Annotated in this window: 12 protein-coding genes and 1 tRNA gene; 5 read left to right on the top strand and 8 right to left on the bottom strand. The window is 64.0% G+C overall.

What is annotated here, in order from left to right:
* Nucleotides 1-8: 8 nt before the first annotated feature.
* From ACFI9K_RS23610 to orn, 3 genes are all read right to left on the bottom strand, one after another.
* The gene (locus tag ACFI9K_RS23610) at nucleotides 9-758 is read right to left on the bottom strand and encodes a M23 family metallopeptidase (RefSeq protein WP_462665763.1); all 750 of its coding nucleotides are present in this window, start codon (nucleotides 756-758) and stop codon (nucleotides 9-11) included.
* Nucleotides 759-1,084: 326 nt separating this feature from the next.
* Nucleotides 1,085-1,160: transfer RNA gene (locus tag ACFI9K_RS23605), tRNA-His, on the bottom strand.
* Between the two features lie 78 nt (nucleotides 1,161-1,238).
* Nucleotides 1,239-1,850: an oligoribonuclease gene (gene orn / locus ACFI9K_RS23600; RefSeq protein ID WP_462665762.1), complete on the bottom strand. Its 612-nt coding sequence runs from the start codon at nucleotides 1,848-1,850 to the stop codon at nucleotides 1,239-1,241.
* A gap of 94 nt (nucleotides 1,851-1,944) precedes the next feature.
* Here orn and ACFI9K_RS23595 point away from each other — a divergent pair, with 94 nt between their 5' ends.
* Entirely contained in the window at nucleotides 1,945-3,669 is a 1,725-nt protein-coding gene (locus tag ACFI9K_RS23595; RefSeq protein ID WP_462665761.1) for a helicase HerA-like domain-containing protein, read from the top strand.
* 48 nt (nucleotides 3,670-3,717) lie between these two features.
* On the opposite strand, the gene cmrA is transcribed toward ACFI9K_RS23595, so the two are convergent.
* The 3 genes from cmrA to ACFI9K_RS23580 are packed head-to-tail and all read right to left on the bottom strand — an operon-like array spanning nucleotide 3,718 to nucleotide 7,114.
* Nucleotides 3,718-4,521: a mycolate reductase gene (cmrA, locus tag ACFI9K_RS23590; protein ID WP_462665760.1), complete on the bottom strand. Its 804-nt coding sequence runs from the start codon at nucleotides 4,519-4,521 to the stop codon at nucleotides 3,718-3,720.
* Nucleotides 4,522-4,544: 23 nt separating this feature from the next.
* A complete protein-coding gene (locus tag ACFI9K_RS23585; protein ID WP_462665759.1) occupies nucleotides 4,545-6,590 on the bottom strand; it encodes an FAD-dependent oxidoreductase in 2,046 nt (681 codons plus the stop codon).
* A complete protein-coding gene (locus ACFI9K_RS23580; RefSeq protein WP_462665758.1) occupies nucleotides 6,587-7,114 on the bottom strand; it encodes a PadR family transcriptional regulator in 528 nt (175 codons plus the stop codon). The genes ACFI9K_RS23585 and ACFI9K_RS23580 overlap by 4 nt, the downstream gene beginning before the upstream one ends.
* 82 nt (nucleotides 7,115-7,196) lie before the next feature.
* Between ACFI9K_RS23580 and ACFI9K_RS23575 the strand changes: the two genes are divergently transcribed.
* Nucleotides 7,197-8,519, top strand: a complete 1,323-nt coding sequence (locus ACFI9K_RS23575) for an MFS transporter (RefSeq protein WP_462665757.1) — start codon at nucleotides 7,197-7,199, stop codon at nucleotides 8,517-8,519.
* On the opposite strand, the gene ACFI9K_RS23570 is transcribed toward ACFI9K_RS23575, so the two are convergent.
* Together ACFI9K_RS23570 and ACFI9K_RS23565 are read right to left on the bottom strand one after the other, a co-directional pair.
* Nucleotides 8,516-9,340, bottom strand: a complete 825-nt coding sequence (locus tag ACFI9K_RS23570) for an alpha/beta fold hydrolase (protein WP_462665819.1) — start codon at nucleotides 9,338-9,340, stop codon at nucleotides 8,516-8,518. The two genes, ACFI9K_RS23575 and ACFI9K_RS23570, sit on opposite strands and share 4 nt — an antisense overlap.
* 26 nt (nucleotides 9,341-9,366) lie before the next feature.
* On the bottom strand, nucleotides 9,367-10,017 hold the full coding sequence (locus tag ACFI9K_RS23565) for a TetR family transcriptional regulator (protein ID WP_462665756.1): 651 nt from the start codon (nucleotides 10,015-10,017) through the stop codon (nucleotides 9,367-9,369).
* A gap of 171 nt (nucleotides 10,018-10,188) precedes the next feature.
* On the opposite strand from ACFI9K_RS23565, the gene ACFI9K_RS23560 reads away from it, so the two are divergent.
* From ACFI9K_RS23560 to ACFI9K_RS23550, 3 genes are read left to right on the top strand one after another with little or no spacing between them, the layout of a single operon-like run.
* A complete protein-coding gene (locus ACFI9K_RS23560; protein WP_462665755.1) occupies nucleotides 10,189-11,301 on the top strand; it encodes a ferredoxin reductase in 1,113 nt (370 codons plus the stop codon).
* Between the two features lie 60 nt (nucleotides 11,302-11,361).
* Nucleotides 11,362-12,546 carry a fatty acid desaturase family protein gene (locus ACFI9K_RS23555; protein ID WP_462665754.1) on the top strand — a complete coding sequence of 395 codons (1,185 nt, stop codon included), beginning with the start codon at nucleotides 11,362-11,364 and terminating at the stop codon, nucleotides 12,544-12,546.
* A 23-nt stretch (nucleotides 12,547-12,569) separates the two neighbouring features.
* Nucleotides 12,570-12,806 (top strand): hypothetical protein, encoded by a 237-nt coding sequence (locus tag ACFI9K_RS23550; protein ID WP_462665818.1) that lies wholly within the window; start codon nucleotides 12,570-12,572, stop codon nucleotides 12,804-12,806.
* Nucleotides 12,807-12,849 lie beyond the last annotated feature (43 nt).

The following is a 12,849-nucleotide window of genomic DNA, read 5'->3' as shown; positions in this document are numbered from 1 at the left end:
GGATTCGATCAGCTGCGGTCGCGGGTCTGGTACAGCGACGGGTCGATGCCCAGCGTCTTCAGATACGCCACCGGTTCGATACTCGACCCGTTGTTGCGGACCTCGAAGTGCAGATGTGGTCCGGTCGAATTTCCGGTGCTGCCGACCGCGCCGAGTACGTCTCCCGGTGCCACCTCTTCGCCGACGGACACCGCGATGCTGGACTGATGGCCGTAGTAGGTCTCGGTATTACCGCTCTTGATCCGGACGAGCTTGCCGTACCCGTCGCCTGCGTCTCCGGCCTGCACGACTGTTCCGCCGGTCACCGCGTGGATCGGGGTTCCGCTGTCGGCCGCCAGGTCCACGCCCTGGTGATACTGCGCGCCGTTGCCGGTCGGGTTGTTGCGTCCGCCGTAGCCCGAGGTGATGCGGTACTTGCCTGCGTCGATCGGGAGCACCGCGCCGCCGAGTCCCACGGTGGGCGGTGCGGTCGGTAGCTCGATCTCGGGGAGGTCCGACGTACTCGGGGCGTCGGATGTATCCGGCACCGACAGCACGTCACCGTCGAGCACGATGGCCGCGACCTGGTTGATCAGTACGCCGGTGGCGTCGAGTACGGCCGCGAGGATGGCGGCGCGTTGCTGGGCATCGGGCTGGGGGATCGGGATCTGAGGTAGTTCGATCGTGGGTTGAGCGGTGGCCACCGCTGGGCTGAGCAAGCCGGTTGTGCCGATGCACAGTGCTGCCGACAAGATCGAACCCGCTATGACTCTGTGCATTCTTCGACCCACGAAAAGCCTCCTCGTCTGCGTCCTGTGCGCACCGTCGGATGGGTGTGCGCAGGGCGTAAGAACATGTTCGGTGACGCTTCGGGGCACGCTGAACTCACGTAGCAGAAAACACATGAATCACATTGGTACTTTTCTTCCCCAAAAGTGCCAGTAGTAACCGTACGTCACATCAACCCCACAGGAAACCTGAAAAGTGAATTACACCAACGTAATTCGAGGTCAGGGTGGGTGCGTCGCGTCCACGACCACCCCGCAACGGGTGACATGAACGCACGAAAAAGGCCGGTCTCACGAGGAGACCGGCCTTCTTCGTATGGGGTGAGCGACGGGACTCGAACCCGCGACATCCAGGATCACAACCTGGTGCTCTACCAGCTGAACTACGCCCACCATTGCACGCGTCCGCAGAACCGTTTCGGGCTCTGCATCAGCAGCGTCGACAATACTAGCGGGTTGAATCCGCGGTTGCTAATCCGCCCCTGATTGCGTGTCGAGATCCTGAACAACGGCCGCGATGTCGCTGGTAGACGGCCCCGGAGGAGCCACGAAAGCTGTCCGGCGGTAGTACTGCAGCTCTTTGATCGACTCCTTGATGTCCGCCAGGGCGCGGTGCGCAAGGCCCTTGGCCGGCTGTCCGTAGTAGATCCGTGGGTACCACCGTCGGGACAGTTCCTTGATCGAGCTGACGTCGATCATGCGGTAGTGGAGGTAGGTGTCGAGCGCGGTCATGTCGCGAGAGATGAAACCGCGATCGGTCCCGATCGAGTTGCCTGCGAGTGGAACCGTCCCGGCGACCGGGACGTGCTCCTTGATGTACGCCAGTACGCGCTGCTCGGCTTCCTCGAGAGTCACCGTCGATGCGCGTACTTCGTCGGTCAAGCCGGACTTGGCGTGCATGTCCGTGACGACGGGAGGCATGTTCGCCAATGCGTCGTCGTCGGCATGGATGACGATGTCCACACCCTCCCCGAGGATGTTGAGCTCGCTGTCGGTCACCAGCGCCGCAATTTCGATCAGCTTGTCCTTGCTCAGATCCAAGCCGGTCATTTCACAGTCGATCCACACGAGTTTGTCCTGCACGCGCTCCACACTAGTGCGAGCCGCGATGCCACTAGGGTTTGCGGTGGCGATCGAACCAGTTCAGTACCAGCACACGTTCACGAAAGGACGCGGGATGACAGTCGACCCGACGCAGCCGGCACCCACCCTCAGTCCCGCGGAGCGGGCGAAGGCAGCCAAGGCTGCCGCAGTGGAAGCCGCGCGGGTGGCAGCCGAAGCATTGGCTGCAGCCGACGCCGCCGAAGCCGAGGCTCTCGCGGCCGAACAAGGCCAGGCATCGCCGGTAACCGGTAAGGCTGCCGAGATTGCGGCCGGATACGTCTCTTCGGGTGCCGCTTTGGAGCTCGGAACCGTGATCCTGGACGGCGTCACCGACACCGCCGCCCGCATTCGAATTCCGTTGGCGACATTGAACCGGCACGGTCTCGTTGCCGGGGCCACGGGCACCGGCAAGACCAAAACGCTGCAGGGAATTGCCGAACAGCTCTCTGCAGCAGGGGTTCCGGTCGTCATGGCCGATGTGAAAGGTGATTTGTCCGGGCTGTCTCGGCCGGGGGAGGACAACGAGAAGATTCGCAGCCGCGCTGCCGACACCGGCCTCACGGACTGGGGTCCGGCCGGATATCCGGTCGAGTTCCTTTCGCTCGGCACCGAAGGAATCGGGGTACCGGTTCGCGCCACCATCACCGCGTTCGGGCCGATCTTGCTCAGTAAAGTGTTGGGATTGAACAATACTCAGGAGTCCACGCTCGGTCTGATATTTCACTGGGCCGACTCTCAGGGGCTCGCCCTGCTGGACCTCAAAGACCTCCGGTCGGTGATCATGCACCTGACGAGTGACGAGGGGAAAGCGGATCTCAAAGGTATCGGCGGGGTTTCCTCGGCAACCGCGGGCGTCATTCTGCGCGCGCTGGTCAATCTCGAAGCAGACGGGGGCGACACGTTCTTCGGTGAGCCGGAACTCGAGACCGAGGACCTGCTGCGCGTCGGATCCGACGGCCGAGGCGTCATCACTCTGTTCGAACTCGGAGCGCAGGCATCGCGGCCGGTGATGTTCTCGACGTTCTTGATGTGGGTGCTCGCCGACCTGTTTCAGACGCTTCCCGAGGTCGGCGATATCGACAAGCCCAAACTGGTCTTCATCTTCGACGAAGCACACCTGCTGTTCGCCGACGCGTCCAAAGCGTTTCTGCAGCAGGTGGAACAGACCGTCAAGCTCATCCGCTCGAAGGGCGTCGGCGTCTTCTTCTGCACGCAGCTGCCCACCGACGTTCCCAACGACGTGCTCTCGCAATTGGGCGCACGTATTCAGCATGCTCTGCGCGCCTTCACGCCCGATGACCAGAAGGCGTTGAACAAGACGGTGCGCACCTACCCCAAGACCGACGCATACGACCTCGAAAAGGCACTGACGTCGCTGGGGACCGGTGAAGCCATCGTGACGGTGCTCTCGGAGAAGGGCGCGCCGACACCGGTGGCGTGGACGAAGATTCGTCCGCCCCGATCACTGATGGACACCATCGGAAACGACGCCATCACTGCTGCCGCGTCGTCGAGCACCCTGTCCGCGAAGTACCGCGAGACCGTCGATCGCGACTCCGCCTACGAGCGCATGAACGCACGGGTGGCGGATGTGCCTGCTCCGCAGGAAAAGTTCGATATCCCGCCGTTGCCCGCAGGCTTGCCGGACCTGCCTCCGAGTGAGCCGGACGGGCCGTCGGCCGCGGAGCGCATCATGGGCAACCCGGCGGTCAAGAGCTTCCTGCGATCGGCTGCCTCGGCGGCCGGCCGAGAGATCTCACGCAGCATCTTCGGGACCGGACGACGTCGTCGGCGCTGAGCTTGCTCAGTCGGGAGTGGAGCCCGCGGAACGACCAGGATTCGGGTACTAGTTGCCGAGTTTCTTGTAGAAGCTGCCGATGATCGGTGCGGAGAGTGCGCGCGGACTGTACTGCCCGGCAACCGACATGCCTTTGCTCAGCAGGCCCGGTACGACGCGCATCTTGTTTTTCGCCAGGCCGTCCAGCGACAATTTCGCGGTGTAGGCGCTGTCGATCCACAAGAAGTCGGGGACCATCTTGTCCACGATCGACGCGTCGGCCGGGTCCGGAGTCTCGGTACGGACCGGGCCCGGAGCGAGCAGCGTGACGTTGACGCCCGTGCCCTCGAGCTCGCCGCGCAGTGATTCCGAGAACGTGTTGACGAAGGCTTTCGTCGCGGCGTAGGTCGCATTGTTGGGGATGGCCATGTTGCCCGCCGCCGATCCCGTGATCAGGATGCCGCCGGCTCCGCGGCCGATCATGCCTGGCATGACCGCCAACGTGAGGTCATGTACCGCAACGGCATTGAGCTCCACCTGATCGCGCTCGTAGGCGGGATCGAGCCCGGCCAACGGCCCGAATGTGGCAATTCCCGCGTTGTTGCACAGGATGGAGATCTCGCGCTCGGACAGCTCGGTCACCAGCTCCTGGCGCTGCTCGCGATTCGACAGATCGGACTGCCGCACCTCGACGGTGACGCCGTGCTCGGCAGTGAGCTTCGCGGCCAGCGCCTCGAGCAGCTCGCCGCGTCGGGCCACCACGATGAGCGAGTGGCCGCGGGCGGCGAGTTCGGTGGCCAGGGCTTCACCGATACCGGAGGAGGCTCCGGTGACGACGGCGCGGGCATCGGGGTTGGGCTTGGGCAGGCTCACGGTGAGACAGGCTAGCGGACAGATCAGATCGTGGCCGCGAGCCGGGTACCTTGCTCGATCGCCCGTTTGGCGTCCAGCTCGGCTGCGACGTCTGCACCGCCGATGATGTGCGTGGTGGTACCGGCGGCCTTCAGCTCGTCGAGCAGATCGCGAACCGACTCCTGCCCTGCGCAGATCACGATGGTGTCGACCTCGAGCAGACGCGCGCGCTCGTGCTTCTCACCGAACGAAATGTGCAGGCCCGCATCGTCGATACGCTCGTAATTGACGCCCGAAAGTTGCTGCACACCTTTGGCTTTCAGTGCTGCACGGTGCACCCAGCCGGTGGTCTTGGCCAGGCCTGCGCCGATGCGTCCCGGTTTGCGCTGCAGCAGGTACACCTCACGCGGTGACTGCGCGGGCACCGGAGTCGTCAAAGCCCCCGGGGCGGCCTCGGGTTCGGTCACTCCCCACTCCTGCTTCCATTCCTTCAGATCCAGGGTGGGGGAGGCGTCGGTGGTCAGGAACTCGGAGATGTCGATGCCGATTCCGCCGGCTCCGATGACTGCAACCCGATCACCGACCGGCTTGGCGTCTCGAACCAGTTCTGCGTAAGACAGCACCGAGGGGTGTTCGATGCCGGGGATGCTCGGAATGCGAGGAGTGACGCCGGTAGCGAGCACCACCTCGTCGAACTCACCTGCGATCAGCTCGGCGGCCGAGACCCGGCTGCCCAAGTGGACTGTGACGTCGGCGGTGCGGAGGGCGCTGGAGAAATAGCGGATTGTCTCCGCGAACTCCTCCTTGCCGGGAATCAGCCTGGCGATACCGAACTGACCGCCGATTTCTTCCCTGGCCTCGAACAGGCTGACGGCATGGCCGCGTTGCGCAAGGTTGAGGGCTGCCGCCAAGCCTGCGGGCCCGGCTCCGACGACGGCAACCTTCTTCGTCTTCTTCGTCGGCAGCAATTGCAGGTCGATCTCGCGACCTGCGCGGGGATTGACCAGGCAGGAGACCTTCTTGTGGACGAAAGCGTGGTCGAGGCAGGCCTGATTGCAGGCGATGCAGGTGTTGATCAGATCCGCGGAGTCGGTGGCTGCCTTCTCGACCCAGAACGGATCGGCCAGCATCGGCCTGGCCATCGCGATCAGCTGCGCGTCGCCGCGGGCGAGAATGTTCTCGGCGATCTCGGGCATGTTGATGCGGTTGGATGCCGCAACGGGGATGGTGACGTACTTCTCCAGCTTGCCGGTGATGTCCGCAAATGCTGCTCGCGGAACCGAGGTGACGATGGTCGGCACCCGCGATTCGTGCCAGCCGATGTCGGTGTTGATGATGTTCGCGCCTGCGGACTCGACGTCCTCGGCCAGGGCGACGATGTCGTTCCAGCTCTGGCCCTGTTCCACGAGGTCGGCCATCGACAACCGGAACACGATGAGGAAGTCCTGGCCCACCGCCGCCCGCGTCTGTCGCACGATCTTCACGGCCATCCGACGGCGATTCTCCGCCGAACCGCCCCACTCGTCACGCCGTTTGTTGGTGCGCTCGGAGAGGAACTGGTTGATGAAGTATCCCTCGCCGCCCATGATCTCGACGCCGTCGTAGCCGGCGCTCTGAGCGAGACGGGCACAGCGCACGTAGTTTCGGATCTGCCAGCGCACGCCTCTCGACGTCAATCGCCGCGGCCGAAAAGGGTTGATGGGAGCCTTGATCGACGAGGCCGACACGCTCAGCGGTTGATACGAGTAGCGCCCGGCGTGCAGGATCTGCAGCGCGATCTTGCCGCCCTCGCGGTGCACTGCGGTCGTGATCCGGCGGTGCCGACGGGCCTCGAGCCGATTGGTCAGTTTGGCTCCGAACGGCAGGAGCCAACCGGTGCGATTGGGGGCATAGCCGCCGGTGATGATGAGTGCGACGCCGCCGCGGGCTCGTTCGGCGAAGTAGGACGCCAGACGGCCGGTGTCGCGGGCGCGATCTTCGAGGCCGGTGTGGATCGAGCCCATGATCACCCGGTTCTTCAGCGTGGTAGCGCCGACGTCCAACGGCGACAACAGAATCGGATACGGGCCTGCGGTGTGCTCGGTCTTCACAGCTTCTCCAATACTTCGGTGCACCACTCGGTGAATCCTTCTTCGACGCGAATCCCGCCGCGCAGCACCAGGTATTGATGCAGCGCGGTCCCGGAGAGGGCTGCGGGGTCCGGAAAATCCTGCTTTTCGATCAGTCGGTAGACGTCGAGGCGGGAGGCATGAACATCGCGATGGCGGGCGACTTCGACCTTCAGCGCGTCGATGTCACCGTTGGCGGCACCGCGAATCTTGACCGCGAGCTCCTCGCGTAGCTGCGAGGGATCGGTCGGCGCGGCGATCCAGCGATCGAGCTCGGCGCGTCCTGCGGCGCTGACCGAGTAGACCTTCTTGTCGGGACGGCCGTCCTGCGCGACAGCCTCACCGGTGATCCAGCCGGCCTCGTCCATCCGCGTCAGCGTTCGGTAGATCTGCTGATGCGTTGCGCTCCAGAAGAACCCGATCGACTTGTCGAACCGGCGGGCGAGCTCGTACCCCGAGCCACTGAGCTCGGCGAGAGAAACCAGAATTGCGTGTTCCAAAGCCACCACCGCAGTATGTATGCAACGTGGTGACTATGCAACTAGGTGCACCAGAGATATACGGTTCCGCGGTCTAGTCTTGGCAACCATGGGAACCCAGCCGGAGGCCGCTGTCGTCGGAGTCGCAACCACTCGCAAACAGGTCACCGCCTGGGGGTTCTGGGATTGGGGCTCGGCTGCGTTCAACGCCGTGATTCTCACGTTCGTGTTCTCGGTGTATCTCACCGACGCCGTCGGCGACGACCTGCCCGGCTCGATCTCGGCCACCACCTGGTTCAGCTGGTCCATCGCGCTGTCGAGCGTCGTCATCGCGCTGTTGGCACCGGTCTGCGGACAGTATTTCGATGCGCGCGGCAAACGCAGGTGGTTGCTGGGGGTGTTGACCGCACTGACCGTCGTGGCCATGGCCGGCCTGTTCTTCGTGAAGGACGACTACCACTACCTCTGGCTCGGCCTGGTGCTGCTCGGACTCGGCTCCATCATGTTCGAGTTGGCCAGCATCCCGTACAACTCGATGCTGCGACAGGTGTCCACTCCGGAGAACATCGGCCGAGTGTCCGGATTCGGTTGGGCCATGGGCTATTTCGGCGGCATAGTGCTGCTTCTGCTGTGCTACCTGGGCTTCATCGTGGGTGACGGCGACACTCGGGGCGTCCTGGGACTGACCACCGACGGTGGCCTGAACATCAGACTCGTCGCCGTACTCGCGGCGGTATGGTTCGCGGTCTCGGCCATCCCGGTGATGCTGGCAGTTCCCGAAGTGCCCAAGGCCGTTGCCGATCCCCAGGCAGCACAGGCCGGGTTCGCAGAGTCCTATCGCGTTCTCTTCCGCGACGTGCGCGAGTTGTGGAGCGCAGACCGGCGGGCCGTCTACTACTTGATCGCGAGCGCGCTGTTCCGGGACGGGCTGGCGGGTGTCTTCACCTTCGGGGCCGTCCTCGCCGTCAGTGTCTACGGCATCGGCGCGGCGGACGTACTGCTGTTCGGCGTGGCCGCCAACGTCATCGCAGGCCTCGGGGCCATCGTCGCCGGACGGTTCGACGACAGAATCGGCCCCAAGAAGGTCATCGTCTTCTCGCTCACGTCCATGATCGCGGCCGGAACAATTCTGCTGTTCGTGTCGGGACCGACGATGTTCTGGATCTTCGGCCTGATCCTGTGTCTGTTCGTGGGTCCCGCGCAATCGTCCGCGCGTACCTTCCTGGCCCGGCTGGCACCTCCCGGGCGCGAAGGTCAGTTCTTCGGACTGTTCGCGACGACGGGTCGTGCCGCGTCGTTCCTCGCGCCGTCCCTGTTCGGTCTGTTCGTGTGGATGTTCGACGCCGACCGCGCGGGGATCGCCGGGCTGATCATCGTCCTGGCCGCCGGACTGCTGGCGCTGCTGAAGGTGCGGGCTCCCGAACGCGTCTAGACGGACTCGATACGGGCGAGGATCTCCGCTGTCAGTTCCCCCGGGGCTTCCTCCGGAATCCAATGGGAGACGCCGTCGAGTTCGACGAATCGGTACGGCGCATCGACGAATTCGCCGCAACGCTCGGCACCTGCTCGGCCGATGGCGGTGTCGCCGTTGCTCCAGACATAGGTAGTGGGGACGGTGACCGGCGGTAGGTTCGCGAACTCCCTGGTCATGGCGGCGTACCAACTCGATGCAGCCGTCAGCGCCCCGGGGACGGCGAGATGCCGAACGTACTCGTCGTCCAGGCTCTCGGCACCGAACATCGCGCGCAGACGCTGCGCGTCGTTCTCCACCAGGACTCGCTCGGCCTTCTCCGGCTCCCGAAGCAGACCGAAGTACTGCGACCGCTTCTGCTGATCCGGATCCTCGCGGATCGCCCAGTTGAACGCCGCCGAGTGCGAAACCGAGGCGGCCGTGAGCGTACGGACGCGGTCGGGGTGTTCGGCCGCGACATGCCAGGCGACCACCGCGCCCCAATCGTGTCCGACCAGGTGCGCCGACGGTAGATCGAGCGCGTCGAGCAGGCCGAGGACGTCACCGGTGAGATGTTCGATGCGGTAGTGCTCGACGCCGACAGGGCGGGCACCGGGGGAGTAGCCCCGCTGATTCGGGGCGATCACGCGACAACCTGCGTCGACCAAGCCCGGTGTCACCGCGGTCCACGACGCGTTGGTCTGTGGAAAGCCATGCAGCGCAAGCACCGGAATGCCGTCCGCCGGCCCCGACGTCGCAACCTCGAACACGTACTCGCCGATACTCACCTCGGTCATGAACATCCCTTCGTAGTCGTCGTGTCGGCCGGTCAGGCCCGTCGCGGTTCCCATCGGCTCATCCCGAGCATGATCATGCGGATCTGTTTCTCGGTCCGCTCGATCAGATCTTTTTCGTTCTGGCTCCCCGGCCTGTCCACTTCCAGCAGACCGACCACGGCAGTGAGCATCGTCGAGACGAGCAGATCTGCGGTCATTTCCAGATCCACGATGTCCCAGCGTTCGAGTCCCGGCATACGCGAGAGGTCGATGGTCAGTTCGCTGACGAACAGTCGTAGTTCGGTGGCGAAGGCGCGCCGTACCTCGGTGACGCCGCCGTAGCGTTCACGACTGAGAAAGCGGAACTGATCCTCGTGGCTGCGAACCTGCCGCACCAGGATTCCGAAGGATTCGGTGGCCGTCCTGGCGCTCGGATTGCGTCGTGCGTCGCGCAACATCTGCCGCAGCATGCGCATGCTGTCCTCGACGAGCGCGACGCCCAAATCCTCCATCGAGGCGAAGTGGCGGTAGAACGCCGTGGGCACTATGCCGGCCGATCTGGCTACCTCACGCAGGCTGACACTGGCGAAGGATCGTTCACGAAGCAGGTCGAGGGTGCCTTCGATGAGGGCTTGGCGCGTGCGCTCCTTGCGCTCGGCGCGAGTCCCCGGTTCTGTCACGACGTCCAGTTTATGGGCGCGCATTCTGTGACCTTCCTCCCGGTTCCACCCCGGCACCGGTCGTCGGTCGCTTTTGCTCTGTAACGACGGTCACATAAACGTTGACAGGTACCGGTGTCGCTCTGTCACACTCATGTTAGTGCACAATCGTTCACTGAATGGGTCGTTGGTTTCGATCCGGTTAGGGAGGATGGAATGACGCTGCAAGAACGTCCGTCGCGAACCTCGGGTTCACGCAGGTTCTCGCTTCTTTCCCTGTTCGAGGCCATGGCCACGCCCCACGCGCTCGATCGGTATCTCGAACTCGTCGATCCTATGACGACAGTTCGCGACTTGCGCGGAGAAGTGACCGAGATACACCGGTCCACCGAGGACTCGTTGACGCTCACCATCCGCCCGACGCGTCAGTGGAAAGGCTTCAAGGCGGGTCAGTTCGTTCAGGTCGGCGTCGTCATCGACGGAGTTCGTCAGACGCGCTGCTACTCGCCGGCCTGCTCGCAGCACCGCAAGGACGGCCGTATCGAACTGACGATCAAGGCTCATCCCGAGGGCTTGGTGTCGCAGTATCTGCACAAGAACGCGCACGTCGGCCTCGTGGTCAGCCTGTCGCAGGCGGACGGAACCTTCGAGCTTCCCCAGCCCCGTCCGGCCAAGACTCTGCTGATCAGCGGAGGCAGCGGGATCACGCCGGTGCTGTCGATGCTCAGGTCGCTGCTGGACGAGGGGTACAGCAGCGACCTGACCTTCCTGCACTACGCGTTCACCGAGAACGACGTCGCGTACAAGAAGGACCTGGAGAAGATCGCCGCCGAGCACGAGAACGTCAACATCGTGTTCGCGTACACCGAACAGAAGACCGGCGGAGACCTGTACGGGTTCTTCGGTCGAGAACACCTCGAGGCCGTGGCCCCGTGGTTCGAAGACGCAGACACGTTCCTCTGTGGCCCTCCCGGGCTGATGAAGGGCGTGCGGTCCTTCTTCGACGAGGCAGGCCTCGGCGAGCGGTTGCACCTCGAGGAGTTCACGCCGTCGTTCGCCACCGTGGGCGACGACGTCACCGGAACCACTACCTTCTCCGGCAGCGACGTGTCCTCGGAGAACGACGGCGAGACGCTGCTCGAGCAGGCCGAGGCCGCCGGTCTCTCGCCGGCCAACGGCTGCCGCATGGGGATCTGCTTCACCTGCACCTCGGTGAAGAAATCCGGTTGCACCAAGAACATCAAGACCGGTGAGACCGACACCGAGTCAGACAAGAAGATCCAGCTCTGCGTGTCCGTCGCCGTAGGCGACGTCGACATCGACATCTAGGTCCGCTCGACACCTTTCGACACACAGCCATCTCGACCCGATCGAATTGGAGATCATCAGATGCTCGGAACGATTCTCTCGATCCTGCCCACCGCGGTCCTGCCGTTTCGCCGCAACGAGACGTTGCCGGACGAGCCCACCGTGCTGACCTACGAAGAGGTCGAGGAGCTCGGCCGCGAGCTCGACGCCCTGCGTGCCCGCACCGTCGCCAAGCTCGGTGACGAGGACCGCGAATACATCTACAAGATCATCAAGGCGCAGCGCGGCCTGGAAATCACCGGACGCGCCCTGATGTACCTGCCGTTCCTCCCGCCGGCGTGGCTCGCCGGTGTCGGGGCCCTCGGCGTCGCGAAAATTCTCGACAACATGGAAATCGGCCACAACGTCATGCACGGCCAGTACGACTGGATGCGCGAGCCCGGCCTCAACTCCGAGGTGTTCGAGTGGGACACCGTCTGCCCGGCAGATCAGTGGAAGCACTCGCACAACTACATGCACCACACGTTCACCAACATCGTCGGCATGGACCGCGACATCGGTTACGGCGTCCTGCGTATGGACCAGGAACAGAAGTGGAACCCGTACTACCTGGGCAACCCGGTCTACGCATTCCTGCTGATGACGTTCTTCGAGTGGGGCGTCATGCTGCACGACCTCGAGACGGAGAACATCGTCGCGGGCAAGCGAAAGTGGCACGACGTGAAGCCGCTGCTTCAGGGCATGTGGCGCAAGGCCGGCAAGCAGGCGCTCAAGGACTACGTCATCTTCCCCGCGCTGACCGGACCGTTCTTCGCCTCCACCGTGGTCGGTAACGTCGCGGCCAACCTGATCCGCAATGTGTGGACGTACTCGATCATCTTCTGTGGCCACTTCCCGACGGGAGTGCAGACGTTCAGCCAGGAAGAGACCGCCGACGAAAGCCGCGGTGAGTGGTACGTGCGTCAGATGCTGGGGTCGGCAAACATCGAGGGTAGCCCGCTCTTCCACATCATGTCCGGCAACCTCTCGCACCAGATCGAGCATCACCTCTTCCCCGACCTGCCCGCGCACCGCTACCCGCAGATCGCGCCCGAGGTGAAGGCGCTGTGCGAGAAGTACGACCTCCCGTACAACACCGGCGGCTTCTTCCATCAGATCGGCACCGTCTGGGGCAAGATCTTCAAGCTCGCCCTGCCCAACTCGCTCACGGGGTCGGCAGCTCCAGCCCCTGTTATCGTCGAGCGTAAGAAGACCAGCGCAGCGTGACGACTACGAAGGGGGCGGTCCTGTTGGTGGGAAAGTTCGAGCGCAACAAGGACACCGTGCAGGAGTTCACCGAATCCGCCGCCACTCACGTCGGCCGGATCGTGGTGATCATCACCGGAGCCGTCCGCGACGTGACCCGTGAAATCGGAGACCTGATCACCGACGGCATCGAGATGCGCGAAGCCGCGAAGAAGGCAGAACGTGACGCGCCTCTGGGCACCGTGATCAACGGAGAATTCGAGACCCGCGACCGTCGCTGACCGACCGTACGATCGACTACGCCGCCCGAGCAATGCTCGGGCG

This window comes from Rhodococcus sp. PSi06 (assembly GCF_054960675.1).
The sequence above is the reverse complement of the archived record's forward strand: the minus strand, read 5'-3'. Positions and strand labels throughout refer to the sequence as shown.

What these genes read in the sequence shown, in the direction of transcription:
- ACFI9K_RS23610 (WP_462665763.1), bottom strand. Translation starts at nt 758, where the DNA reads ATGCACAGAGTCATAGCGGGTTCGATCTTGTCGGCAGCACTGTGCATC.
- ACFI9K_RS23595 (WP_462665761.1), top strand. Translation starts at nt 1,945, where the DNA reads ATGACAGTCGACCCGACGCAGCCGGCACCCACCCTCAGTCCCGCGGAG.
- ACFI9K_RS23575 (WP_462665757.1), top strand. Translation starts at nt 7,197, where the DNA reads ATGGGAACCCAGCCGGAGGCCGCTGTCGTCGGAGTCGCAACCACTCGC.
- ACFI9K_RS23570 (WP_462665819.1), bottom strand. Translation starts at nt 9,340, where the DNA reads ATGTTCATGACCGAGGTGAGTATCGGCGAGTACGTGTTCGAGGTTGCG.
- ACFI9K_RS23565 (WP_462665756.1), bottom strand. Translation starts at nt 10,017, where the DNA reads ATGCGCGCCCATAAACTGGACGTCGTGACAGAACCGGGGACTCGCGCC.
- ACFI9K_RS23560 (WP_462665755.1), top strand. Translation starts at nt 10,189, where the DNA reads ATGACGCTGCAAGAACGTCCGTCGCGAACCTCGGGTTCACGCAGGTTC.
- ACFI9K_RS23555 (WP_462665754.1), top strand. Translation starts at nt 11,362, where the DNA reads ATGCTCGGAACGATTCTCTCGATCCTGCCCACCGCGGTCCTGCCGTTT.